Genomic DNA, 22,435 nt, shown 5'->3' with positions numbered 1-22,435 from the left:
CGGTCCGCCCATCCACTGAATCTCCATGACCGTCTACCTGCTCCAGACCATCAACGGAATCGGCATCGGCATGCTGTATTTCCTGCTGGCCGTTGGCCTGTCCATCGTGTTCGGCCTGCTGCGCTTCGTGAATTTCGCGCACGGCGCGTTCTACCTGCTGGGCGCGTACCTCTGCTACCAGGCGATGCAGTGGGGCCTGAACTTCTGGGCCGCGCTGGTGCTGGTGCCGCTGTTCGTCGGGGCGCTCGGCTGGCTCGCCGAGAAACTGCTGCTGCGCCGCGTGTACGCCAAGCCGCACGAGTTCCACATCCTCGTGACCGTGGGCCTCGCGCTCGCGGTGCAGGAGATCGTCATCGTGTTCTGGGGCCCGCTGGGCAACAGCGTGGCCACACCCGACCTGCTGCAGGGCGTGGTGATGTGGGGCGACTTCGTCTATCCGAAGTACCGGCTCTTCGTGATCGGCTTCACTGCCGTGCTCGCGGTGCTGCTGTGGTGGGTGCTAGAGGGCACGCGCCTCGGCAGCGCAGTGCGCGCGGGGAGCGAGTCGACCGAGATGGTCTCGCTGCTGGGCATCAACGTGTTCCGCGTGTTCAGCCTGGTGTTCGCACTGGGTGCGGCCACGGCGGCCATCGCCGGCGTGCTGGCCGCGCCGATCCGCGGCGCGGAGCCCTTCATGGGCGTGGAGGCGCTCGGCGTCGCCTTCGTGGTGGTGGTGATCGGGGGGCTCGGCAGCTTCGGCGGTGCATTGGTCGGGGGCCTCCTGATCGGCATCGTGCAGAGCCTCATGAGCACCATCTGGCCGCCCGGTGCGAGCCTGATGATCTACATCGCGATGGCGGCCGTGCTGCTCTTGCGCCCGCATGGCCTGCTCGGCCGCAAAGGATGATGGCCATGCCGAGAAAATACACATTCCTGCTGGCGCTGATCGTCACGCTCGCGCTGCCCCTGCTGATGCGCTCGGGCTCGCTCGCGAGCGAAGTGCTGATCTACGCGCTGGCCGCGCTGGGCTGCAACCTGCTGCTGGGCTACACGGGGCTCCTGTCGTTCGGGCAGGGGATCTTCTTCGGCCTCGGCAGCTACACCATCGCGATCCTGCTCACGCGGCTTTCGCTGCCGATGCCGCTCGCGCTGCTCGCCGCCGTCGCCATGGGCGCGCTGGGCGCGGCGGTGGTCGGCTGGGTCGCCATCCGCCAGCGCGGCACGTACTTCGTGATGCTCACGCTGGCCTTCGCGCAGATGTTCTATTTCGTGGCGTACACCGCCTCGGGCCTCACGGGCGGCGACAACGGCCTGCTCGACGTGCCGCGCCCGGCGTTCATGGACACGCCCTGGAAGTACTACGCGTTCGTCGCCGTCATGTTCCTCATCGCGTTCGCGCTGCTGCTCAAGGTGACCGATTCGGTATTCGGCCGCACGCTGCTGGCCATTCGCGACAACGAGGACCGCGCCGCCGCCGTGGGCTACGACCTCAAGCGCTTCAAGCTGCTGGCCTTCGTGATCTCGGGCGCCGTCACGGGTCTGGCAGGCGGGCTGCACGCGATGATGACCGGCATCGCGCCGCTGTCGAATGCCGAGTACCACACGAGCGAGATGATCCTGGTCATCACCGTGATCGGCGGCACCGGCAACCTCTTCGCCTCGGTGCTGGGCTCGGCCTTCTACGTGCTGCTGGCCGACTGGCTCTCCACGCTCTGGCCGCGATGGCTGCTGCTGCTCGGGCTCCTGCTGATCGGCGTGAGCATCGGCATGCAGCGCGGGCTCTGGGGGCTGGGCGAGGCCGCCTGGCGGCGCGTGTTCCGCAAGACGCCGTCGGGAGCCAAGGCGCCCGCGGCGCAGGGAGAAAAAGCATGACGCAACCCGTTCTCATCGAAGCCATCGGCGTCACCAAGCACTACGGCAAGTTCGCCGCGCTCGGCGGCGTGGACCTGAAGATCAAGCGCAACACGGTGCACTCGGTGATCGGCCCGAACGGCGCGGGCAAGACCACGCTGTTCCACATGCTCACGGGCACCGGCACCACCACGGGCGGGCGCATCCTGTTCGACGGCCACGACGTGACGCATGAGCCCGACCACAAGCGCGTGCAGCGCGGCATGGCGCGCTCGTTCCAGGTCACGAGCCTGTTCCCGAGCCTCTCGGTGCGCGAGAACCTGCGCGTTGCGGCGCAAGGCATCGCGCCGCGCCAGGCAATGAACTGTTGGCGCGCGCCGGTGGGCGACCGCGCATGTGCCGAGACCGTGGCCGAGGTGCTCGCGCGCGTCGGCCTCGAGCGGCTGGCCGACACGCCCGCGAGCGTGCTCTCGCACGGCCAGCAGCGCCGGCTCGAAGTGGGCATGGCGCTGGCCGCGAAGCCCAAGGCGATCTTTCTGGACGAGCCCACCTCGGGCATGGGCATCGACGACCTGGACGACATGAAGCACCTCATCCGCAGCCTGCGCGATGCGCACACGGTCGTGCTCATCGAACACAACATGAACATCGTGATGGACATCTCCGACACCGTGACCGTGATGCAGCTGGGCCGCGTGCTGGCCGAAGGGCTGCCGGGCGACATCCGCTCCGACGCGCGCGTGCGCTCGGCCTACCTGGGCAACATGATCACCGGGGGCAAGGCATGAGCGCCGCACCGGGCCGCCCCGGGCAAGCCCGCACCGCAGTGCGAAGCGCGGAGGTACATCCATGAGCGGGGCGAACATCCTCGAAGTCGAAGCGCTCCACGCGCATTACGGCAAGAGCCATGTGCTGCAGGGCGTGTCGATGACGGTGGGCGAGGCCGAACTCGTCACGCTGCTGGGCCGCAACGGTGCGGGCAAGTCGACCACGCTCAAGAGCATTGCCGGCGCGCTCACGCCGACGAAAGGACGCGTGCGTTTCCAGGGCGTGGACGTGGCGGGCCTGCCGGCCCACCGCATCGCGACGCGCGGCGTGTGCCTGGTCCCCGAGCACCGCGGCATCTTCAAGCTGCTGACGGTCGAGGAGAACCTGCTGCTCGGCCAGCGGCGCGATTCGCCCTGGCAGCTCGAAGACATCTACCGCATCTTTCCGCGCCTGAAGGAGCGGCGCCGCAACGGCGGCGGGCAGCTCTCGGGCGGCGAGCAGCAAATGCTGGCCATCGGCCGCGCACTCATGAACCACCCGCGCCTCCTGATACTGGACGAGCCCGTCGAAGGCCTCGCGCCGGTGATCGTCGAGGAAATCGTTGCGCAGCTCAAGACCATCAAGGCCGCGGGCGTCGCGATCCTGCTCGTCGAGCAGAACCTGGAGGTGTGCGTGCAGCTCGCCGACCGCCACTACATCGTGGAGCAGGGCGTGATCGTGCACGAGGCGGGCAACGCCGCCTTCATGGCCGACCACGAAGTGAAAGACCGCTACCTCGGCGTCGGCCTCGCCTGACCCGCGCGCGCCTTGAACACCTCAACTCGAAAAATCATGACAACAACCATCGACACCTCTTCTCCACCCGACGTGCGCGCCCTGCGCATCGACGGCCAGCGACTCTGGGATTCGCTGATGCAGCTGGCCCAGGTCGGCGCCACCGAGAAGGGCGGCGTGTGCCGCCTCGCATTGACCGACCTCGACCGCCAAGGCCGCGACCTCTTCTCGCGCTGGGCGCGCGAAGCCGGCTGCGAAGTGCGGGTGGACGCCATCGGCAACATCTTTGCGCGGCGTGCGGGCCGCAACAATGCGCTGCCGCCCGTCACCACCGGCAGCCACATCGACACGCAGCCCACCGGCGGCAAGTTCGACGGCAACTACGGCGTGCTCGCGGGGCTGGAAGTGATCCGTGCGCTCAACGACGCGAAGATCGTGACCGAGGCCCCGCTCGAAGTGGCGGTGTGGACCAACGAGGAAGGCTCGCGCTTCGTGCCGGTGATGATGGGCTCGGGCGTGTTCGTCGATGCCTTCACGCTGGAGCACGCGCTCAAGCAATGCGACACCGAGGGCGTGAGCGTGGCGCAGGCACTCGATGCGATCGGCTACGCCGGCAAGGTGCAGGCCTCGGCCGCGGCATCGCCCGTGGGTGCGTACTTCGAGGCCCACATCGAACAGGGCCCGGTGCTCGAAGCCAACGAACGCGTGATCGGCGTGGTCGAGGGCGCCCTCGGCCAGCGCTGGTACGACGTGGTGGTGCAGGGTATGGAAGCGCATGCCGGACCCACGCCCATGGAGCTGCGCAAGGACGCGCTGCTCGCGGCCTCCGAACTCGTGATCGAGGTGAACCGCATCGCGCTCGCGCATGCGCCGCATGCGCGCGGCACGGTCGGCTGGATCGACAACTACCCGAACTCGCGCAACGTGATTCCCGGCCGCGTGAAGCTCAGCGTCGACCTGCGCGCGGCGGACGACGTGGTGCTGCTGGCCATGGACGCGGCGCTGAAGGAAGCCGTGCATCGCCTGGCCGGCGGCGGCAAGGTCCAGGCGTCGGTGGAGCAGGTCGTCTACTTCCCGCCCCAGCCCTTCACGCCCACGCTGGTCTCGGCGGTTCGCGAGGCCGCAGAGGCGCAGGGCCTCACCTGGATGAACGTGATCAGCGGCGCGGGCCACGATGCGGTGTACCTCGCCCGCGTGTGCCCCACGGCGATGATCTTCGTGCCGTGCCTGGACGGCATCAGCCACAACGAGATCGAGGACGCCGAGCCCGCGCACCTGGAGGCCGGCTGCAACGTGCTGCTGCAGGCGATGGTGCAGAGCGCGGGAGTGGCCGCATGAAAGTTCTCGTCGCGCGTCTCAACCACGAGACCAACACCTTCTCGCCGGTGCCCACGCCGCTCGCGGCCTTCGGGCCCGACGGTCCGACCTTCGGCGAGGCGGCCTACAGGGACAACAAGGGCATGCGCACCGCCATGTCGGCCTTCATCGACCTGGCCGAAGCGGCCGGTGCGACGCTGATCACGCCGGTGTCGGCCTCGGCCAACCCGAGCGGGCCGGTCGATGCGGCCGCCTACACCACGCTCACGCAATGCATCGTCGATGCGGCGCCGGGCTGCGACGCGATCCTGCTCGACCTGCACGGCGCGATGGTGGCAGAGAACAGCGTCGACGGCGAAGGCGACCTGCTGGTGCGGCTGCGTGCAGCGGCGCCCGGCGTGCCCATCGGCGTCGCGCTCGACCTGCATGCGAACGTGACGCCCGCGATGGTCGGCAATGCCGATGTGATCGTCGGCTTCAAGACCTATCCGCACATCGACATGTACGAGACCGGCGAGCATGCGGGCCGCCTCCTGTTCGACCTGCTCGCGGGCCGCAGCAAGCCCGCGCTGCGCTGGCACCCGCTGCCGCTGATGGCGCACACGCTGCGCAGCGCCTCGTTCACCGGCGCGATGCAGCGGGCGATCGACGCGGCGCGCGCGGCCGAGGCATCGGAGTCGCTCGCGGTGTCGATCTTCGCGGGCTTCTCGCTGTCGGACATCGAGGCGCCCTGCATGAGCGTGGTGGTGATCGATGCGGAGTCGCCCGAGCGCGCGCAGGCCACGGCCGACCGCATCGGCGCGCAGATGTGGGCCGAGCGCGAAGCCTTCATCTACCGCAGCGAGCCGCTGGCCGAATCGGTGGCGCGCGCCAAGGCGATTGCCGAGGGTGCGACACGCCCGGTGCTGCTGCTGGACCACGGCGACAACTGCATGTCGGGCGGCAGCTGCGACACGATGGACGTGCTTCAGGAAGCGCTCGCGCAGGGGTTGCACGGCATTGGCGTCGGCCCGCTGTGCGACCCCGAGGCGGTGGCCCAACTCATTGCAGCCGGCGAGGGCGCCGAAGTGACGGTCGCGCTCGGCAACAAGGTCTCGCTCGCAGGCATCGGCCTTGCGAAGACGCCGGTGCGCCTCACGGGCACGGTGCGCGTCGTCAGCAACGGCGAGTACGTGATCACCGGCCCCACCTACACCGGCCAGCGCAGCAGCATGGGCCGCACGGTGCTGTTCGACATCGGCGCGGCGCGCATCGTGGTGACCGAGCGCACGCAGGAGCCGTGGGACATCGGCGTCTTCGAATGCGCGGGGCTCGATCCGCGCAATGAACGCTTTCTTCTGCTCAAGTCGCGCATGTATTGCCGGCCGGTGTTCGAGCCGCTCTCCGCGGCGCTGGTGGAGTGCGACAGCCCCGGTGTCACCAGTTCGGATTACAGCCTGTTCCCTTTCGGCAAGGTGCGTCGCCCGGTCTTTCCGCTGGATGCGATATAGGGCGATCTCAAGGCGGAAATCTCACTACCATCGCTGCGCTGAAACAAGGAAATTCACGTGAAGCGATCCCTTCTGATTCCCGCCGCACTGCTGGCCCTGGCGTCCGTCGTGCCGGCCGAGGCGCAGACCCTGAACTGCAACCGCGACTTCGCGCAGAAGGGGGACTCCAAGTTCACCATCCTGCAGAAGTGCGGCGAGCCGGTGTTCAAGGACAGCTTCTGCGCCAAGCCCGACGGCAACCGGCCCGAGGTGATCGTGAACCCGCCGTCGTCGTCCTCGGGCGGCGGGCAGACCGTGATCGTCAACAACAACCGCTGCGACCAGGCCGAGGAGTGGACCTACCGCCCCGGCTCGGGACAGTTCGAGACGATGCTGCTGTTTCGTGACGGCGCGCTCGCGAGCATCCGCTACGGCAGCCGCATCCCATGACCTCCCACGTCATCGACGCCTGACAAGCGCGGCGCGACCATTCCTTCACCCCGCGATGTTGCGGGTCGAACCCTCGAAAAGGAATGGTCATCATGAACACCGCCGCACACGACGCCGCCACGATCGCCCAACGCTACATCGCCGTCTGGAACGAAACCGACGACGCGCGCCGCGCCGCGCTCATCGAGGCCGGCTGGACCGCCGATGCGCACTATGTCGATCCCATCGCCCAGGCCAATGGCCACGCGCAGATCAGCGCGCTGGTCGGTGCGGTCCATCAGCGCTACCCGGGCTTTCGCTTCAACCTGTTCGGCAAGGCCGAGGCGCACGGCGACAACCTGCGCTTTTCTTGGACGCTCGGCCCGAGCGGTGCGGAGGACCTGATCCAGGGCACCGACTTCGCGCAGCTCGATGCAGGAAAGCTGCGGTCGGTGACCGGCTTCCTCGACAAGGTGCCGGTCGGCGCCTGAACGAAAGCTGAACGGCGCGCGTTCAGTCCGGCGTGCCGGCAGGCCGGCCGCGCCAGAGCTTGCGATACACCGTCGCGCGGCTGATGCCCAGCGCGCGCGCCGCCTCCGCCACGTTGCCGCGCGCATCGGCCACGGCCTTGCGGATCAGCGCGGTTTCCACGTCGCGCAGGCGCGGACGCGCATCGGGCACCGCCCCGGCCGCGCTGCTGCCGCCGCGCTGGGGGCGCACCTGCACCCGCAGCCCCGACCAGAGGGGCACCTCGAGCGCCGCGTCGCCGCGCCGGGCGGCATCGAACATCATGTGCAGCGGGAGTGCGAAGAGGTCGTTGAAATGCAGGGCGTGCTGGCCATGCGACAGCGGCTGGTGCAGCATCTGCCGCGCGGTGGCGTTGGCGCCGGTGACGTTGCCGCTGGCGTCGATGCAGACCAAGCCTTCGGTGGCCTCGTTGGCCGGGTGGCCGGGCCAGGCCAGGTGCAGCCGCAGTTCGCAGGGCTCCTGCATGACCAGCATGTTCTCGATGCTGCGTGCCGACAGGGCGGCCAGGTGGCGCAGCTCGGGGCGCTCCACCGCCTGCACGCCGCTCAGGTCGAGCATGCCGATGCAGTCGCCACGGGGACCGAAGAGCGGTGCGCCGGCGCAGCTGTAGACGCTGGTGTCGTCGAAGAAGTGCTCGCCGCGGTGCAGCCACACCGATTCCTGTTCGGCCAGCGCGGTGCTGATGGCGGAGGTGCCGATCGCGCGCTCCGAAAGATCGACCCCGACCCGGCCGATGTCCCGCGCATAGCGGCAGGCGGTGTCGGTACCGTCGGGCAGCGCGCCCACGTCGATCACGATGCCGGCGGCGTCCGTCAGGACCGCGAAATAGCGTGTGTCGGCAATGGCGCGGGACAGCCGGGCGATCACCGGCCGGGCCGCCGCGACCAGCGCCCGGTTGCGCTCGGCCAGCTCGCGCACGGCCGACGGGCTCACCGGATCGAAGGCCACCCGCTGCTGCGGGCGGTGGCCGGCCTCGATGCAGCGCTGCCATGAACGGGTGATCCAGGGGTCGATGCGCACGCCGCTGCGGGCGCCCGGCCCATCGCCGTGGAGCAGTTCGCGCCGGGCTTGGGCAATGGCCAGGGAACGCTCGGGCGGGGGCGAAACGAGAGAGGCGTTCATCGTGTGGGTTCGCGCGGGTGGGGCGGCTTTTCCGGCTTACCGGGGGGCAAGCTGTTTCATTTTGAGAATTTCGCGGGCACTGCGCAAGTGTCAAGGGTTTTGCCTAGGATAGTGCGAAAGGTGGGCATCCAAGATGCCTTTTGCACCACCAGCCATCACCTTTCACGGAGACAGCCACATGCAGGTAGCTTTCAAGGTCAACGGCCGCCCGGTCACTGTCGACGCACCGCCAAATACCTTTCTCGTGCACGCGATCCGCGAGCACCTCCACCTCACCGGAACCCACGTCGGCTGCGACACCGCCCAGTGCGGCGCCTGCACCGTTCACGTGAACGGCCGGGCCGTCAAGTCGTGCAACGTGCTGGTCGCCCAGGCGGCCGGGGCCGACATCACCACCATCGAGGGCATCGCCGAAGCCGACGGCACCATGCACCCGATGCAGGCGGCCTTCAAGGAGTGCCACGGCCTGCAGTGCGGTTTCTGCACCCCCGGCATGGTCATGAGCGCCATCGACCTGTGCACCCACCACCCCAAGTCGAGCGAATCGGAAATCCGCGAGCTGCTCGACGGCAACCTGTGCCGCTGCACCGGCTACCAGAACATCGTGAAGGCCGTGAAGATGGGCGGCGAGGCCATGGCCTCCGGCACCCCGGTCAAAGCAACCGTCACGGCGTGAGGGGAACCACATCATGGGTGCTTCCGACTTCTCGAACCTGCCCCATATCGGTGAAGCCCTGCGGCGCAAGGAAGACTACCGCTTCCTGACCGGCGCCGGCAACTACACCGACGACATCACGCTGGCCAACCAGAGCCATGCGGTCTTCGTGCGCTCGCCGCACGCTCATGCCGCGATCAAGTCGATCGACATCGCGGAGGCGCTCAAGATGCCCGGCGTGGTCGGCATCTTCAGCGGCAAGGACATCGAGGGAAAGATGGGCGGCCTGCCCTGCGGCTGGCTCATCAACAACCCCGACGGCACCCCGATGAAGGAGCCGATGCACCCGATCCTTGCGATCAAGAAGGTGCGCTACGTGGGCGACCACGTGGCCATGGTGGTGGCCGAGACGGTCGAGCAGGCCAAGAACGCGGCCGAAGCCGTGGTGGTCGACTACGACGTGCTGCCCGCCCTGGTGAGCGTGGCCGACGCCGCGAAGAAGACCGGCAGCACCACGCTGCACGACGAGGCGCCCGACAACCAGTGCTACAAGTGGGTGCTCGGCGACAAGGCGGCGGTCGACAACGTGTTCACCACGGCCGCGCACATCACCAGGCTCGATCTGGTCAACAACCGGCTGATTCCCAACCCGATCGAGCCGCGCGTGGCCATCGGCAGCTACAGCCGCGGCACCGACGACTACACGCTGTACGTATCGAACCAGAATCCGCACGTCGAGCGCCTGCTGATGACGGCCTTCGTGCTGGGCCTGCCCGAGCACAAGGTGCGCGTGATCGCGCCCGACGTGGGCGGCGGCTTCGGCTCCAAGATCTTCCTGTACGCCGAGGACGTGTGCCTCACCTGGGCCGCCAAGCAGCTCAACCGCAACATCAAATGGACGGCGGAGCGCTCGGAGTGCTTCCTGTCCGATGCGCACGGCCGTGACCATGTGAGCCACGCCGAGATGGCGATGGACAAGGACGGCAAGTTCCTCGCGATGCGCGTGCACACCGACGCCAACCTCGGTGCATACCTCTCGACCTTCTCGACCGCGGTACCCACCATCCTCTACGCCACGCTGCTCGCGGGCCAGTACACGACGCCGCAGATCTACGTGGAGGTCGATGCCTGGTTCACCAACACCGCGCCGGTCGATGCCTACCGCGGCGCGGGGCGGCCCGAGGCCACCTACCTGCTGGAGCGCCTTGTGTCTCGCTGCGCCTGGGAAATGAATCTGGGCCAGGACGAGATCCGCAAGCGCAACTTCATCACCACCTTTCCCTACCAGACGCCCGTGGCGCTGCAGTACGACACCGGCGACTTCCATGCATGCATGGACAAGGCCCGCGTGCTCGCAGACGTCGAAGGCTATGCCCAGCGCAAGTCGGCCACCGAGGCCAAGGGCAAGCTGCGCGGCATCGGCTACTCCAGCTACATCGAGGCCTGCGGCATCGCGCCGTCGAACATCGCGGGCGCACTCGGCGCGCGGGCGGGCTTGTTCGAGTGCGGCGAGATCCGCGTGCACCCGACCGGCAGCGTGACGGTGTTCACCGGCTCGCACAGCCACGGACAGGGCCACGAAACCACCTTTGCGCAGGTCGTTGCGGCGCGCCTGGGCATTCCGGTGGACAACGTCGACGTGGTGCACGGCGACACCGGCCGCGTGCCCTTCGGCATGGGTACCTACGGTTCGCGCTCCATCTCGGTGGGCGGCGCCGCCATCATGAAGGCGCTCGACAAGATCGAGACCAAGGCCAAGAAGATCGCCGCGCACCTGATGGAGGCGAGCGATGCCGACATAGAGTTCGCCAACGGCGAATTCACGGTCAAGGGCACCGACAAGAAGATCCCGTTCGGCCAGGTGGCACTCACGGCCTACGTGCCGCACAACTACCCGCTCGACAAGCTCGAGCCCGGCCTGAACGAAACCGCCTTCTACGACCCGACCAACTTCACCTTCCCGGGCGGCACCTACATCTGCGAAGTCGAGATCGACAAGCAGACCGGCGAAGTGAGGGTCGACCGCTTCACCGCGGTGGACGACTTCGGCACCATCATCAACCCGATGATCGTCGAGGGCCAGGTGCACGGCGGGCTGGTGCAGGGCATCGGCCAGGCGCTCCTGGAGAACTGCGTCTACGACAACGAGACGGGCCAGCTGCTCACCGGCAGCTTCATGGACTACGCCATGCCAAGAGCGGGCGACTTTCCCCAGTTCAAGCTCGACACCGTGTGCACCCCGTGCACGCACAACCCCCTGGGCACCAAGGGCTGCGGCGAGGCGGGGGCCATCGGCTCGCCGCCGGCCGTGATCAACGCGGTGCTCGACGCACTGGCGCCGTTGGGCGTCAAGGATTTCGACATGCCCGCTTCGCCCAGCCGCGTCTGGGAAGCCATGCAGAAGGGCGGCACGCCAGAGGACGTGCAGGCGCCCTCGCTCGCCGCCAGCACCCAAGGCCGTCCCGCTCCATAACAACTCAGAAGGACCCACACACCATGTACGCCTTCACACTCGAACGGCCAGCCACCGTGGCCGATGCGGCCAAACTCATTGCCGCGGGCGCCAAGCCGCTCGCCGGCGGCCAGACCCTCCTTGCCTCCATGAAGCTGCGGCTCTCCGCGCCCGAGCAGCTGGTGGACCTGGGGGGCATCAAGGAACTTTCCGGCATCAAGAAGGATGGCGGCACGCTCACCATCGGCGCGATGTCGCGACACCTGGACGTGGCGAACAACGCCGACGTGAAAGCCGCTTTCCCCGCGCTGGCCGACCTGGCCTCGCGCATCGGCGACCGGCAGGTGCGCGCGATGGGCACCATCGGCGGCTCGGTGGCCAACAACGATCCGGCCGCCTGCTATCCGAGCGCGGTGCTGGGTTCCGGGGCCACCGTCGTCACCTCCAAGCGCGAGATCGCGGCCGACGATTTCTTCCAGGGCCTGTTCACCACGGCGCTGGAAGAAGACGAGCTGATCACCGCGATCCGCTTTCCCATTCCCCAGCGCGCCGTTTACGAGAAGCTGCGCCAGAAAGCCTCGCACTTTCCGCTCGTGGGCATCTTCGTCGCGCAGTACGACAGCGGCGTGCGCGTGGCCGTCACCGGCGCGGGCAACGGCGTGTTTCGTCATGCGGGGCTCGAGGACGCGCTCAACAAGAGCTTCACCGCGGCAGCCGCCGCGGCCGTGAAGATCGATGCAAGCGAACTAAACAGCGACCTGCACGCATCGGCCGCCTATCGCGCCAACCTCATCAGCGTGCTCACGCAACGTGCCGTGACCAAGGCGCTGGGCTGAAGCCGCAAGCCGCCTCACGGAAGGTGCAGGAAGGCGCGACCCGTCGCGTCTTCCGCTACCCTTTGCCATGATCTTCCCGACCATCGACTCCCTCTCCGAAGGCTTGATGCAGGCCGGCTATTTCGCCGACCGCCGGCTGGCGACCGCCGTGTTCCTCGCGCTCAAGCTGCAGCGGCCGCTGCTGCTCGAAGGCGAGCCGGGCGTCGGCAAGACCGAGCTGGCCAAGGCGCTGTCGAAGGCATTGAGCCGCGAGCTGCTGCGCCTGCAGTGCTACGACGGCCTGGAGCAGCGCGAAGCGCTCTACGAATGGAACTACGCCGCGCAACTGCTGCACATGCGCGCGGCCGAGGCCACGGGCGCCGCGCGCGACGTGGAAGCCGAGGTCTACCAGCCGCACTACCTGATCCGCCGCCCGCTGCTGCAGGCGCTGCAGACGCCCGCGCCTGGCGCGGTGCTGCTGATCGACGAAGTGGATCGCGCCGACGAGCCCTTCGAGGCCTTCCTGCTCGAATACCTGGGCGAGTACCAGGTGAGCATTCCCGAACTCGGCACGGTGCGCGCGGTCGTGCCGCCGGTCACCATCCTTACGAGCAACCGCACGCGCGAGCTCAACGATGCGGTCAAGCGCCGCTGCCTCTATCACTGGCTCGACTACCCCGAGCGCGAACGCGAACTGGCGATCGTGAGGGCCCAGGTGCCGGAGGCGGGCGAAAAACTCTCTGCGCAGGTGGCCGCCTTCGTGGCCCGGCTGCGCGATGCGCCCTTCGTCAACGCCTTCCAGCGCGCGCCCGGCATCGCCGAGAGCGTCGAATGGGCGAGGGCGCTCATCGCACTCGACACCGTGGAGCTCGACCCCGAAGTGGTGGTCGACACCGCCGGCATCCTGTTCAAGCAGCGCGACGACGTGGCGGCGCTCACGCGCGAACTCGCGTCGGACCTGCTCAAGCCCGAGGAGCCGGTCGCGCCCTGAGCGCGGCCGAAGTTCGAGGCGGCTCCGCATGGCCGGCATCCAGCAACTGGGCGACGTCCGCAGCGGCAAGCTCGCCGGCAACATCACGGCCTTCGGTCGCGCGCTGCGCCGGGCCGGCGTACGCACCGATGCGATGCGCATCGCGCTGGCCGCCGAAGCGGTCACGCTTGTGGGCGTGGAAGACAAGCTGGACCTGAGCGCCGCGATGGAAGCGGTGATGGTCAGCCGCGAGCAAGACCGCATGGTGTTCCGCGAACTCTTCGATGCATGGTTCCGCGACCCTGAGCTCGCCAACAAGCTGCTCGCGCAGATGCTGCCGAGCGCCGAAGGCAAGGCCGAGCCCTCCAAGCGACGGCCGCGCGTGCGCGAGGCGCTGACGGCGCCGCGCGATCCGGCCAAGCCGGCGGTGGCCGCCAAGCCCGACAAGGAAATCGAGTTCGATGCCGCCATGACGTCGAGCGACCGGCAGCGCCTGCAGCACGCCGACTTCAATGCGCTCGGCGCCTCCGAATACCGGTTGGTCGAGCGGCTCGCGCGCGATGTGACGCTGCCGATTCCCTCGTTGCCATCGCGCCGTTTGCGCGTGGCGGGCGACGCGGGCCGGCAGCATGCGCGCATGCACTGGCCCGGCGTGCTGCAAGAGGCGGCGCGCACGGGCGGCGAGATCCTGCGGCTGCCGCGCCTCGCACGGCGGGAGCAACCCTTGCCGCTCCTGGTGCTGGTGGACGTGTCGGGCTCGATGGAGCGCTATGCGCGCCTCCTGCTTGCGTTTCTTCATGCGTCCACCCGCCGGGCCGGGCGCCGTGACGTGTTCGCCTTCGGCACCCGCCTGACCGACCTCACGCCGGCCTTCCGCTTGGCAGACACCGACGCGATGCTTGGCGCTGCAAGCATGGCCATCGACGATTTCGCGGGCGGCACGCGGCTGGGCAGTTCGCTGGCCGAACTGCGGCATGCGCATGCGCGGCGCCTCACCGGCCGCCGCACGCTGGTGCTGGTCATCAGCGACGGCCTGGACACCGGCGAGCCCGCGGTGCTGGAGAAAGAACTGCTCTGGCTCAAGCGCCACTCCCGCCGGCTGCTGTGGCTCAACCCGCTGCTGCGCTTCGAGGGCTACGCCCCTCTGGCGCGTGGGGCCACCGTGCTGCACCGCCATGCGGACGCGATGCTCGCGGTCCACAATCTCAGTGCCCTCGAACAACTTGCCACGAGCCTCGCCGCCCTCATGCGGTCCGGCCGCTAGGGCCCACGGACGACAACAAGGAAGACCCACCATGGAAATGCTCGGAAACCGCCGCCTCGGCGTCACGCAACAACAGGCCTGGGAAGCGCTCAACGACCCCGAGACGCTCAAGAAGTGCATTCCCGGCTGCGACAAGTTCGAGCTCACCGGCGACAACCAGTACAGCGTGGCGCTCGCGCTGAAGATCGGCCCGGTGTCGGCCAAGTTCAGCGGCAAGGTGGTGCTGTCGGACATCGTGGCGCCCGACGGCTACAAGCTCACCTTCGAGGGGCAGGGCGGCGTGGCGGGGTTCGCCAAGGGCTCGTCGAGCGTGACGCTGCGGCCGTTGGCGGCCGCCGCGCCGGCGGTTGCGGAGGCCCCGGCCGAGGTCGCACCAGCGGCAACGCCTGAAGCCGTGCCCGCCGAAGCCGCGCCTGCGACGGCCGGCTGCGAACTCGACTACACCGTGCAGGCGCAGGTCGGCGGCAAGATCGCCCAACTGGGCCAGCGCCTGATCGACGGCGCGGCCAAGTCCACGGCCGACGACTTCTTCAAGCGCTTCGACGCCGAGATGCAGAGCCGCTACGGCCCGCCGCCCGCCGCCGCTGCAGAAACGGCCGAGGCACCTGCCGAAAAGGCCGGCGTCATGTCCGGCCTCATGAAGAAGATGGGCCTGGGCAAGAAGGACGAAAAAGACGCGTCCGCCGCTCCGGGCGGCGAGACGAACTGAAGACGGCAACGCCATGGAAAACCTCGACGTCATGGTGCTGCGCACGCTGCGCGACTGGCGGCAGGCCGGCAAGCGCGCGCTGCTGACCACGGTGGTGCGCACCTGGGGCTCGTCGCCGCGGCCGGTCGGATCGATCATGGCGCTGGCGAACGACGGTGCGGTGGTCGGTTCGGTCTCGGGCGGCTGCATCGAGGACGACCTGATCGCGCGCTACAGCCACGCGCATGGCAACGGCGAAGACGTGCCCCCGGGCACGCCGCCCGCGCTCGTGAAGTACGGCATCACGGCCGACGAGGCGCACCGCTTCGGCCTGCCCTGCGGCGGCACGCTCGAACTGCTGCTCGAATACGACCCCGATGCCGCGTCGCTCGACACGCTCGTGGCCGAACTCGAAAAAGGCCGGCTCATGCAGCGCACGGTGACGCTCGCCACCGGCGCGGTGAAGCTCGCCGAAGCGACCGCACCCGACGAGCTCAAGGTGGACGACGCCGAGCTCACCAACACCTTCGGCCCCGAGTACCGCATGCTCTTGATCGGTGCCGGCCAGCTGGCCGAGTACCTCGCCACCATGGCCAAGTTCAGCGGCTTCGCGGTCACGCTGTGCGATCCGCGCGCCGAGTACCGCACCGCATGGTCGCTGCCGGGCGTCCACATCACCACCGAGATGCCCGACGACGCGGTGCTGGCCTTCAGGCCCGACCGCCGCAGTTGCGTGGTCGCGCTCACGCACGATCCCAAGCTGGACGACCTCGCGTTGCTCGAAGCGCTGCAGACCGAGGCTTTCTACGTGGGCGCCATCGGCTCGCGGCGCAATGCCGAGGCGCGGCGCGACCGCATGATCGAGCACTTCGACCAGACGACCGAATCGCTCGCGCGGCTGCGCGGGCCGATCGGCATCTACATCGGCAGCAAGACGCCGCCCGAGATCGCGGTGAGCGTGATGGCGGAAATTCTTGCGGTAAAGAACGCAGTCACATTGCCGCGCGAAGTGGAAGTGGCGCGCGCCAAGGGCATGCAGCAGCTCGCGATGAGCTGAGGGCCGGCGGCACGCTGGCTTTTCAGCCCGACTTTGCCTGCGGCGGCACGTTGCCGCCCTTTTGCCGCTCGCGAAAAAGCGCCGCGCGCATCAGGAAGATGGTGGTGATCGGCGCGGTGAGTGCGATGAACAGCACGATCAGCACGGCGTGCAGGAACAGGCTGTAACCCTGCACCGAGAAGTAGACGATGGTGGCGATCGTCATGCACCACACGCCCACCGTCGCGCCCAGCGTGGGCGCGTGGATGCGTCGGAAGAAGGTGGGCAGCCGCACGAGGCCGAAGGAGCCGATCGCCGCGAAGGCTGCGCCCAGCACTGCAAATACGGCAGTCACGATCTCGGCCCACAGCGGCAAGGGCCCGACGATGAAATCCGTCATTCGATCACCTCCCCGCGCAGCAGGAACTTGGCCATCGCCGTCGAGCCCACGAAGCCGAAGATCGCCACCAGCAACGCGGCCTCGAAGTACACGTTGCTCGCGTAGTTGATGCCCAGCACCAGCATCATCAGCATGCCGTTGACGTAGAGGCAGTCGAGCGCCATCACGCGGTCTTGCGCGGAGGGGCCGACGAGCAGCCGCGAGACCGCGCAGAGCATGGCCACTGCGAGCAGGAAGAGCGCGAACTTGAGGGCCCAGAAAAGGATCGGCGTCATGATTCGAAGATCTCCATCAGCGGGCGCTCGTAGCGCGACTTGATCATCGCGACGAAGGCGGCCTCGTCGTCCAGGTCGAACACGTGGATCAGCAGCGTGCTGCGGTCGAACGCCACTTCGCCCCAGGCGGTGCCGGGCGTGAGGCACATCACCATCGCGAGCACCGCCAGGCCGTTGGGGTCGCGCATGTCGAGCGGGATCTGCACGAAGCTCGAGGCGATGCGCGAGCTGCGGCGGGTGAGCAGCAGCCGGGCGACGTCCCACGCGGACTTGAGCATGTCGAAGGTGACGACGAACGACAGCCGCAGCGCGACGCCGGGCTTGCGCATGCGCACGGTGGCGGGGCGCAGGCCCTTGGTGAGCAGCGGCACCGCAATGGCGAGCACCAGCGCCGCCAGGAGTGTGGGCGCGTCCAGCGACTGGTTGAGCAACAGCCAGACGATGAAGAGCGCGAACGACAGCGGCGGCGAGGGAATCCAGCGTTTCATGGCGCGGCTCCCTTCACCGGCACCTTGGCCGGCGCGACCACCGGGTTGGGCACCTGCGTGGCGCCCATCACGGCGTTGCGGTAGGTCTCGGGGTTCTTCAGGCCGTTGGCGGTGGCCTTGGCATGCTGCATCACCGGCTCGGCCCACACCGTGAGCGCGACGCAGGCCGCGAGCAAGGCGGCCACCGGCAGCACTTCGAGCGCGGGCAGCGAAGGCATCGTGGGGTGTGGCTGGGTCCAGAAATGGCGGATGCCGGTGCGGCTCAAGGCGATCAGCGAGAGAAAGCCCGAGACGACGAGGAGCGCCAGGAAGATCCACCCGGCCATCGCCACGCCTTTCGCGCCGAGCAGGCCGGAGAGCATCGCGAACTTGCCGACGAAGCCCGAGAGCGGCGGCAGCCCTGCCAGGAGCAGCGTGCATCCCATGAAGCTCAGGCCCAGGAACGCGACGCCGGCGGGAATCGCGCGGCCGTAGAGCGCCTGCGCTTCGTCGTCCAGGTTCACGTCGGACATGGCGCTCAGGTCTTCGGCGAGAAACGGCGCGTTGCCCGCCGCCTCGTGCGGCGCGACGCTCATGCCGGCGTTGCGCCAGCGCTCGATCATGTCGATCAAAAGGAAGAAGGCGCTCACGGCCAGCGTCGAACTCAGGAGGTAGTAGAGCGCGCCCGCCCACACATCGGGTTGTCCGAGGCCGACCGCCGCGAGCAAGGTGCCGGCAGACACGAGCACGCTGAAGCCCGCGAGGTTCGACAGCCGCTGCGTGCCGACGATGCCGATGGCGCCGACGAACAGCGTCGCCAGGCCGATGCCCACCAGCGCGGCCTGCCCGAAGGCGGCCGAGTCGCCGGTGTCGGGCGCGAAGAGCACGGTCCAGAGCCTGAGCACCGTGTACACGCCCAGCTTGGTGAGCAATGCGAACACCGCACCCACGGGCGACACCGCCGCGCTGTAAGCCGGCACCAGCCAGAAGTTGAGCGGCCACGCGCCCGCCTTGGCGAAGAACGCGGTCGCCAGGATGGCTGCCGCCGCATGCACCAGCCCGCGGTCGCCCGGCGCGAGCTCGGCGATGCGCACGCCCAGGTCCGCCATGTTGAGCGTGCCGGTCACGCCGTAGAGGATGGCCGCGCCGATCAGGAACAGCGACGAGGCCGCGAGGTTGATGGCGATGTAGTGCAGCCCCGCCTGTACCCGAAGGCGCCCCGAGCCGTGCAGCAGCAGGCCGTAGGACGCCGCGAGCATCACCTCGAAGAACACGAACAGGTTGAACAGGTCGCCCGTGAGAAACGCGCCGTTCAGGCCCATGAGCTGCAGTTGCAGCAGCGGATGGAAATGCACGCCCGCGCGGTCCCAGCGCGAGGTGGAGTAGATCGAGGCGGCGAAGGCGATCACGCCGGTGAGCGCGACCATCATCGTGGAGAGCCGGTCGGCCACCAGCACGATGCCGAAGGGCGCGCGCCAGTTCCCGGGCAGGTACACGCCGATGGAGCCGGGGCCGCCGCCGGTGTCGGGCGCGTTCACCCAGCGCAGCAGCGCGAGCGCGGCCAGGAGGCCGACCAGGCCCGAGACCACGCTCAGCGCGGACTTGGCGCGCCGGCGGTTCTCGCCCAGCAGCAGCATGAGTGCCGCGGTGAGCATCGGCACGAGGATCGGCACCGCCACGAGGTGCGGCATGCTGAACTCGAGGAAGCGGTCGAGCAGGTGGAAGACTTCTGTCATCGGTCCACCCCCAGGCTTGCCACTGCGTGTGCTGCGCCCAACCCCTCACGGGAGCCTGCGCCTTCGGGCGGCCGTGCGGCGCTCATTCCGCTTCCTTTCGCTCTTCACCGTCCACATGGTCGGTGCCCGTCAGGCCGCGCGAGGCGAGCATGACGACGAGGAACAGCGCCGTCATCGCGAAGCCGATCACGATGGCGGTAAGCACCAGCGCCTGCGGCATTGGGTCGGCCGTGTTGGCGAGCGTCGACTCGATGCCCTTGATGAGCACCGGCTCGCTGTCGACCTTGAGCCGGCCCATGCTGAAGATGAAGAGATTGACCGCGTACGAGATGAGCGTGAGGCCCATGATCACCTGGAAGGTGCGCGGGCGCAGCAGCAGGTAGACACCCGAGCCGGTGAGCACGCCGATGGCCAGGGCGAGCACGATTTCCATCAGTGCGCTCCTTCCACGGCTTCGGATTGGGCCTGTGCTTCTCTCTCGGCCTGCTCGTCGGCCCAGCGGTGGCTGCGGATGGACTGGTGGGCCAGCGCGGTGAGGATCAGCATGGTGGCGCCCAGCACCAGCGCGAAAACGCCGATGTCGAAGAAGAGGGCGCTGGGCACGTGGATCTCGCCAAGGAGCGGCAGGTGCAGGTGCGCGGTGTGCGTGGTTAGGAAGGGATAGCCGAAGAACACCGCGCCGCTGCCCGTGGCGAGCGCGAACAGCAGGCCGATGGCGATCCAGCGGCGCGGGTAGATGCGCAGGTGCTCCTCGACCCATTCGGTGCCCGAGACGATGAACTGCAGCACCAGCGCGACCGACATCACCAGCCCCGCGACGAAACCGCCGCCCGGCGCGTTGTGCCCGCGCATGAAGAAGTAGACCGACACCAGCACCGCGAGCGGCAACAACAGGCGCACCAGCACGGCCGGCACCATCAGGTAGCCGACGGCGCTGTCCTTGGCCAGGCGCGGGTTCAGGAGGTCGCTGCTGCCGTCGTCGACCTGCTGGCGCTGCTGGATCGGCAGCGCCATCGACTCGATGGCCGGGCGGAAGCGCCGCAGCAGCGCGTACACCGTGAGCGCCACCACGCCGAGCACGGTGATCTCGCCGAAGGTGTCGAAGCCGCGGAAATCGACCAGCATCACGTTGACCACGTTGGTGCCGCCGCCTTCGGTGAGCGCGTGTTCGAGGAAGAAAGGCGAGATGCTCTGCGGGAAGTTGCGCGTCATCAGGGCCCAGGCCAGCGCGGCCATGCCGCAACCCGCGATGGTGGCCACCAGCAGGTCGCGCCCGCGTCGGCCCCAGGGGCGAAGGCGTGCGCGGGCGGGCTGGATCACGTCCTTGCTGCGCATCGGCAGCCAGCGCAGGCCCAGGAGAATCAGCACGGTGGTCACGGCCTCGACCACCAGCTGCGTGAGGGCGAGGTCGGGCGCGGAGAACCAGATGTAGGTCACGCACGAGACGAGCCCGGCGGCGGAGGCCAGCATGAGCGCTGCGAGCCGGTGGAACTTGGCCTGCCAGGCGGCGGCCAGCGCGCAGGTGCCGCCGATGAGCCACATCATGGCGAACATCGGCGAGAAGGGCAGCAGCTCGCGCGTGCCGGGCGCGGCAGGCGAGGCCCAGAGCGAGGCCGCAGCGCCCGCGACGGCCACCGCCACGAGCAGCAGCAGTTGCGACTGCATGCGGCGCGTGCCGAACAGGCGCCGGCTGCGGCGGCCGGTTTCGCTCAGGAGCGCGAGCAGGTGCTCGAAGATGACCTGGCCGTCGAAGCGGTGCAGCAGCGGCGTGTGCGCGAGGCCACCCCCCGCGCGGCGGCGGCGTTGCAGCAGGTAGAGCGCCGCGCCGCCCGCGAGCGCGACGAAGCTCATCACGAGCGGCAGGTTGAAGCCGTGCCACACGGCCAGGCTGTATTCGGGCAGCGTGCCGCCGACCACCGGCGTGGCCGCGGCCGCCAGCAGCGGCCCGACGGACCAGGCCGGCACCACGCCCACCACGAGGCACACCAGCACCAGCAACTCGACGGGCACGCGCATCCAGTGCGGCGGCTCGTGCGGGTGCTTGGGCACCTCGTCGCCGCAGGGCGGGCCGAAGAACACGTCGAACACGAAGCGCGCGGAGTAGGCCACGCTGAAGATGCCCGCGATGGTGGCGATGACCGGCAGGCTGAAGTCGATCCAGGGCGTGGCCTGGATGAACACCGTCTCGGCAAAGAACATTTCCTTCGAGAGAAAGCCGTTGAGCAGCGGCACGCCGGCCATCGAGGCGCTGGCGATGATCGCCAGCGTGCCGGTGATGGGCATGAGCCGCATCAGGCCGCTCAGCTTGCGGATGTCGCGCGTGCCGGTCTCGTGGTCGATGATGCCGGCGGCCATGAAGAGCGAGGCCTTGAAGGTCGCGTGGTTCATGACGTGGAACACCGCCGCGACGGCCGCGAGCGGGCTGTTCAGGCCCAGCAGCAGCGTGATGAGCCCCAGGTGCGAGATGGTCGAGTAGGCCAGCAGCGCCTTCAGGTCGCGCTGGAACATCGCGATGAAGCCGCCCAGCAGCAGCGTGATCGCACCCGCGCCGCCCACCAGCCAGAACCACTGCTCGGTGCCCGAGAGCACGGGCCACAGGCGCGCCATGAGGAACACGCCCAGCTTCACCATCGTGGCCGAGTGCAGGTAGGCCGACACCGGCGTGGGCGCGGCCATGGCGCGCGGCAGCCAGAAGTGGAACGGGAACTGCGCGCTCTTGGTGAAGGCACCGAGCAGGATCAGCACCAGCGCCACCGGGTAGAGCGCATGGGCGCGGATCAGGTCGCCCGAGGCGAGCACCATGTCGAGCTCGTAGCTGCCGACGATGCGCCCCAGCACCAGCACGCCGGCCAGGAGGCACAGGCCCCCGGCCCCCGTGACTGTGAGCGCCATGCGCGCGCCGCGCCGCGCGTCGCGCCGGTGGTGCCAGTAGCCGATGAGCAGGAAGGAGAAGAGGCTGGTGAGCTCCCAGAACAGCACCATCTGGATGAGGTTGCCCGAAAGCACCACGCCCATCATCGCGCCCATGAACGCGAGGAAGAACGAGAAGAAGCGCGGCACCGGGTCGGACGCCGACATGTAGTAGCGCGCATAGAGCACCACCAGCGCGCCGATGCCCAGCACCAGCATGCAAAAGAGCCAGGCGAAGCCGTCCATGCGGAACACGAGGTTCAGGCCGAGCGCGGGGAGCCATTCGATCTCTTGCCGGAGCACGTTGCCGTGCGCGATCTGCGGAAAGAACCAGGCGGCCTGGATGGCGCAGCCCAATGCGACGAGGCCCGCGAGGGTCGACTCCCTGTTGCGCGCGTTGGACGGCATCAACGCGGCCAGCACGCTGGCGATGAAGGGGAGTGCGACGAGAAAGACCAGGGGCATTGTGGTCAATTCTATCGACCGACCCCCTGGCGGCCCTTATCTATAACCGCAGGACATAAGGCAGT

The 22,435-nt window shown here is 68.5% G+C and carries 22 protein-coding genes; 15 read left to right on the top strand and 7 right to left on the bottom strand.

All coding sequences use genetic code 11. The features are described 5' to 3' along the window. The first annotated feature begins 25 nt into the window (after positions 1-25). The 8 genes from RT97_RS29485 (at position 26) to RT97_RS29450 (ending at position 7,078) form a co-directional block, all read left to right on the top strand. The gene (locus tag RT97_RS29485) at positions 26-886 is read left to right on the top strand and encodes a branched-chain amino acid ABC transporter permease (RefSeq protein ID WP_042582416.1); all 861 of its coding nucleotides are present in this window, start codon (positions 26-28) and stop codon (positions 884-886) included. Between the two features lie 5 nt (positions 887-891). After that, positions 892-1,851 (top strand): branched-chain amino acid ABC transporter permease, encoded by a 960-nt coding sequence (locus tag RT97_RS29480; RefSeq protein WP_042582564.1) that lies wholly within the window; start codon positions 892-894, stop codon positions 1,849-1,851. Further along, a complete protein-coding gene (locus RT97_RS29475) occupies positions 1,848-2,618 on the top strand; it encodes an ABC transporter ATP-binding protein (RefSeq protein WP_042582415.1) in 771 nt (256 codons plus the stop codon). The genes RT97_RS29480 and RT97_RS29475 overlap by 4 nt, the downstream gene beginning before the upstream one ends. Positions 2,619-2,679: 61 nt before the next feature. After that, positions 2,680-3,393, top strand: a complete 714-nt coding sequence (locus RT97_RS29470) for an ABC transporter ATP-binding protein (RefSeq protein WP_042582414.1) — start codon at positions 2,680-2,682, stop codon at positions 3,391-3,393. A gap of 36 nt (positions 3,394-3,429) precedes the next feature. Further along, positions 3,430-4,710 carry a Zn-dependent hydrolase gene (locus tag RT97_RS29465; RefSeq protein ID WP_042582413.1) on the top strand — a complete coding sequence of 427 codons (1,281 nt, stop codon included), beginning with the start codon at positions 3,430-3,432 and terminating at the stop codon, positions 4,708-4,710. After that, complete coding sequence (locus RT97_RS29460) at positions 4,707-6,179, top strand: M81 family metallopeptidase (protein WP_042582412.1); 1,473 nt, start codon at positions 4,707-4,709, stop codon at positions 6,177-6,179. The genes RT97_RS29465 and RT97_RS29460 overlap by 4 nt, the downstream gene beginning before the upstream one ends. Positions 6,180-6,236: 57 nt before the next feature. Further along, positions 6,237-6,608: a DUF2845 domain-containing protein gene (locus RT97_RS29455; protein ID WP_042582411.1), complete on the top strand. Its 372-nt coding sequence runs from the start codon at positions 6,237-6,239 to the stop codon at positions 6,606-6,608. A 92-nt stretch (positions 6,609-6,700) separates the two neighbouring features. Next, a complete protein-coding gene (locus RT97_RS29450) occupies positions 6,701-7,078 on the top strand; it encodes a nuclear transport factor 2 family protein (protein WP_042582410.1) in 378 nt (125 codons plus the stop codon). Between the two features lie 22 nt (positions 7,079-7,100). Here RT97_RS29450 and RT97_RS29445 read toward each other — a convergent pair whose 3' ends face one another. Then, positions 7,101-8,237, bottom strand: coding sequence for a helix-turn-helix domain-containing protein (locus RT97_RS29445; protein WP_042582409.1), 1,137 nt, complete (start codon positions 8,235-8,237; stop codon positions 7,101-7,103). 178 nt (positions 8,238-8,415) lie between these two features. On the opposite strand from RT97_RS29445, the gene RT97_RS29440 reads away from it, so the two are divergent. The 7 genes from RT97_RS29440 (at position 8,416) to RT97_RS29410 (ending at position 16,138) form a co-directional block, all read left to right on the top strand. Further along, a complete protein-coding gene (locus tag RT97_RS29440; protein ID WP_042582408.1) occupies positions 8,416-8,913 on the top strand; it encodes a (2Fe-2S)-binding protein in 498 nt (165 codons plus the stop codon). A 13-nt stretch (positions 8,914-8,926) separates the two neighbouring features. After that, complete coding sequence (locus RT97_RS29435) at positions 8,927-11,365, top strand: xanthine dehydrogenase family protein molybdopterin-binding subunit (RefSeq protein WP_042582407.1); 2,439 nt, start codon at positions 8,927-8,929, stop codon at positions 11,363-11,365. A 23-nt stretch (positions 11,366-11,388) separates the two neighbouring features. Next, positions 11,389-12,180, top strand: coding sequence for an FAD binding domain-containing protein (locus RT97_RS29430; RefSeq protein WP_042582406.1), 792 nt, complete (start codon positions 11,389-11,391; stop codon positions 12,178-12,180). A gap of 67 nt (positions 12,181-12,247) precedes the next feature. Further along, the gene (locus RT97_RS29425; protein WP_042582405.1) at positions 12,248-13,150 is read left to right on the top strand and encodes an AAA family ATPase; all 903 of its coding nucleotides are present in this window, start codon (positions 12,248-12,250) and stop codon (positions 13,148-13,150) included. A 28-nt stretch (positions 13,151-13,178) separates the two neighbouring features. Next, positions 13,179-14,393, top strand: a complete 1,215-nt coding sequence (locus RT97_RS29420; RefSeq protein ID WP_042582404.1) for a vWA domain-containing protein — start codon at positions 13,179-13,181, stop codon at positions 14,391-14,393. 31 nt (positions 14,394-14,424) lie between these two features. After that, positions 14,425-15,102 (top strand): CoxG family protein, encoded by a 678-nt coding sequence (locus RT97_RS29415; protein WP_042582403.1) that lies wholly within the window; start codon positions 14,425-14,427, stop codon positions 15,100-15,102. A gap of 13 nt (positions 15,103-15,115) precedes the next feature. Next, positions 15,116-16,138: an XdhC family protein gene (locus tag RT97_RS29410; protein WP_042582402.1), complete on the top strand. Its 1,023-nt coding sequence runs from the start codon at positions 15,116-15,118 to the stop codon at positions 16,136-16,138. Positions 16,139-16,160: 22 nt separating this feature from the next. Here RT97_RS29410 and mnhG read toward each other — a convergent pair whose 3' ends face one another. The 6 genes from mnhG to RT97_RS29380 all read right to left on the bottom strand — a co-directional run bounded on the left by mnhG (position 16,161) and on the right by RT97_RS29380 (position 22,370). Continuing rightward, positions 16,161-16,517 carry a monovalent cation/H(+) antiporter subunit G gene (gene mnhG, locus RT97_RS29405; protein ID WP_042582401.1) on the bottom strand — a complete coding sequence of 119 codons (357 nt, stop codon included), beginning with the start codon at positions 16,515-16,517 and terminating at the stop codon, positions 16,161-16,163. Further along, the gene (locus RT97_RS29400) at positions 16,514-16,792 is read right to left on the bottom strand and encodes a K+/H+ antiporter subunit F (protein ID WP_042582400.1); all 279 of its coding nucleotides are present in this window, start codon (positions 16,790-16,792) and stop codon (positions 16,514-16,516) included. Before RT97_RS29400 ends, mnhG begins: the two co-directional genes overlap by 4 nt. Next, entirely contained in the window at positions 16,789-17,280 is a 492-nt protein-coding gene (locus tag RT97_RS29395; protein ID WP_042582399.1) for a Na+/H+ antiporter subunit E, read from the bottom strand. Before RT97_RS29395 ends, RT97_RS29400 begins: the two co-directional genes overlap by 4 nt. Further along, positions 17,277-18,995, bottom strand: coding sequence for a monovalent cation/H+ antiporter subunit D (locus tag RT97_RS29390; protein WP_042582398.1), 1,719 nt, complete (start codon positions 18,993-18,995; stop codon positions 17,277-17,279). The genes RT97_RS29395 and RT97_RS29390 overlap by 4 nt, the downstream gene beginning before the upstream one ends. An 82-nt stretch (positions 18,996-19,077) precedes the next feature. Continuing rightward, positions 19,078-19,428 carry a Na+/H+ antiporter subunit C gene (locus tag RT97_RS29385; protein ID WP_042582397.1) on the bottom strand — a complete coding sequence of 117 codons (351 nt, stop codon included), beginning with the start codon at positions 19,426-19,428 and terminating at the stop codon, positions 19,078-19,080. Beyond that, positions 19,428-22,370 carry a monovalent cation/H+ antiporter subunit A gene (locus RT97_RS29380; protein WP_042582396.1) on the bottom strand — a complete coding sequence of 981 codons (2,943 nt, stop codon included), beginning with the start codon at positions 22,368-22,370 and terminating at the stop codon, positions 19,428-19,430. The genes RT97_RS29385 and RT97_RS29380 overlap by 1 nt, the downstream gene beginning before the upstream one ends. Between the last annotated feature and the right edge of the window lie 65 nt (positions 22,371-22,435).

Source organism: Variovorax paradoxus (genome assembly GCF_000834655.1).
Lineage (GTDB): Bacteria > Pseudomonadota > Gammaproteobacteria > Burkholderiales > Burkholderiaceae_C > Variovorax > Variovorax paradoxus_F.
The sequence above is the reverse complement of the archived record's forward strand: the minus strand, read 5'-3'. Positions and strand labels throughout refer to the sequence as shown.

Bases quoted from the DNA above. Each gene is read 5' to 3' on its own strand.
- RT97_RS29485 (WP_042582416.1), top strand. From the start codon at position 26: ATGACCGTCTACCTGCTCCAGACCATCAACGGAATCGGCATCGGCATG.
- RT97_RS29480 (WP_042582564.1), top strand. From the start codon at position 892: ATGCCGAGAAAATACACATTCCTGCTGGCGCTGATCGTCACGCTCGCG.
- RT97_RS29475 (WP_042582415.1), top strand. From the start codon at position 1,848: ATGACGCAACCCGTTCTCATCGAAGCCATCGGCGTCACCAAGCACTAC.
- RT97_RS29470 (WP_042582414.1), top strand. From the start codon at position 2,680: ATGAGCGGGGCGAACATCCTCGAAGTCGAAGCGCTCCACGCGCATTAC.
- RT97_RS29465 (WP_042582413.1), top strand. From the start codon at position 3,430: ATGACAACAACCATCGACACCTCTTCTCCACCCGACGTGCGCGCCCTG.
- RT97_RS29460 (WP_042582412.1), top strand. From the start codon at position 4,707: ATGAAAGTTCTCGTCGCGCGTCTCAACCACGAGACCAACACCTTCTCG.
- RT97_RS29450 (WP_042582410.1), top strand. From the start codon at position 6,701: ATGAACACCGCCGCACACGACGCCGCCACGATCGCCCAACGCTACATC.
- RT97_RS29445 (WP_042582409.1), bottom strand. From the start codon at position 8,237: ATGAACGCCTCTCTCGTTTCGCCCCCGCCCGAGCGTTCCCTGGCCATT.
- RT97_RS29440 (WP_042582408.1), top strand. From the start codon at position 8,416: ATGCAGGTAGCTTTCAAGGTCAACGGCCGCCCGGTCACTGTCGACGCA.
- RT97_RS29435 (WP_042582407.1), top strand. From the start codon at position 8,927: ATGGGTGCTTCCGACTTCTCGAACCTGCCCCATATCGGTGAAGCCCTG.
- RT97_RS29430 (WP_042582406.1), top strand. From the start codon at position 11,389: ATGTACGCCTTCACACTCGAACGGCCAGCCACCGTGGCCGATGCGGCC.
- RT97_RS29425 (WP_042582405.1), top strand. From the start codon at position 12,248: ATGATCTTCCCGACCATCGACTCCCTCTCCGAAGGCTTGATGCAGGCC.
- RT97_RS29420 (WP_042582404.1), top strand. From the start codon at position 13,179: ATGGCCGGCATCCAGCAACTGGGCGACGTCCGCAGCGGCAAGCTCGCC.
- RT97_RS29415 (WP_042582403.1), top strand. From the start codon at position 14,425: ATGGAAATGCTCGGAAACCGCCGCCTCGGCGTCACGCAACAACAGGCC.
- RT97_RS29410 (WP_042582402.1), top strand. From the start codon at position 15,116: ATGGAAAACCTCGACGTCATGGTGCTGCGCACGCTGCGCGACTGGCGG.
- mnhG (WP_042582401.1), bottom strand. From the start codon at position 16,517: ATGACGGATTTCATCGTCGGGCCCTTGCCGCTGTGGGCCGAGATCGTG.
- RT97_RS29400 (WP_042582400.1), bottom strand. From the start codon at position 16,792: ATGACGCCGATCCTTTTCTGGGCCCTCAAGTTCGCGCTCTTCCTGCTC.
- RT97_RS29395 (WP_042582399.1), bottom strand. From the start codon at position 17,280: ATGAAACGCTGGATTCCCTCGCCGCCGCTGTCGTTCGCGCTCTTCATC.
- RT97_RS29390 (WP_042582398.1), bottom strand. From the start codon at position 18,995: ATGACAGAAGTCTTCCACCTGCTCGACCGCTTCCTCGAGTTCAGCATG.
- RT97_RS29385 (WP_042582397.1), bottom strand. From the start codon at position 19,428: ATGGAAATCGTGCTCGCCCTGGCCATCGGCGTGCTCACCGGCTCGGGT.
- RT97_RS29380 (WP_042582396.1), bottom strand. From the start codon at position 22,370: ATGCCCCTGGTCTTTCTCGTCGCACTCCCCTTCATCGCCAGCGTGCTG.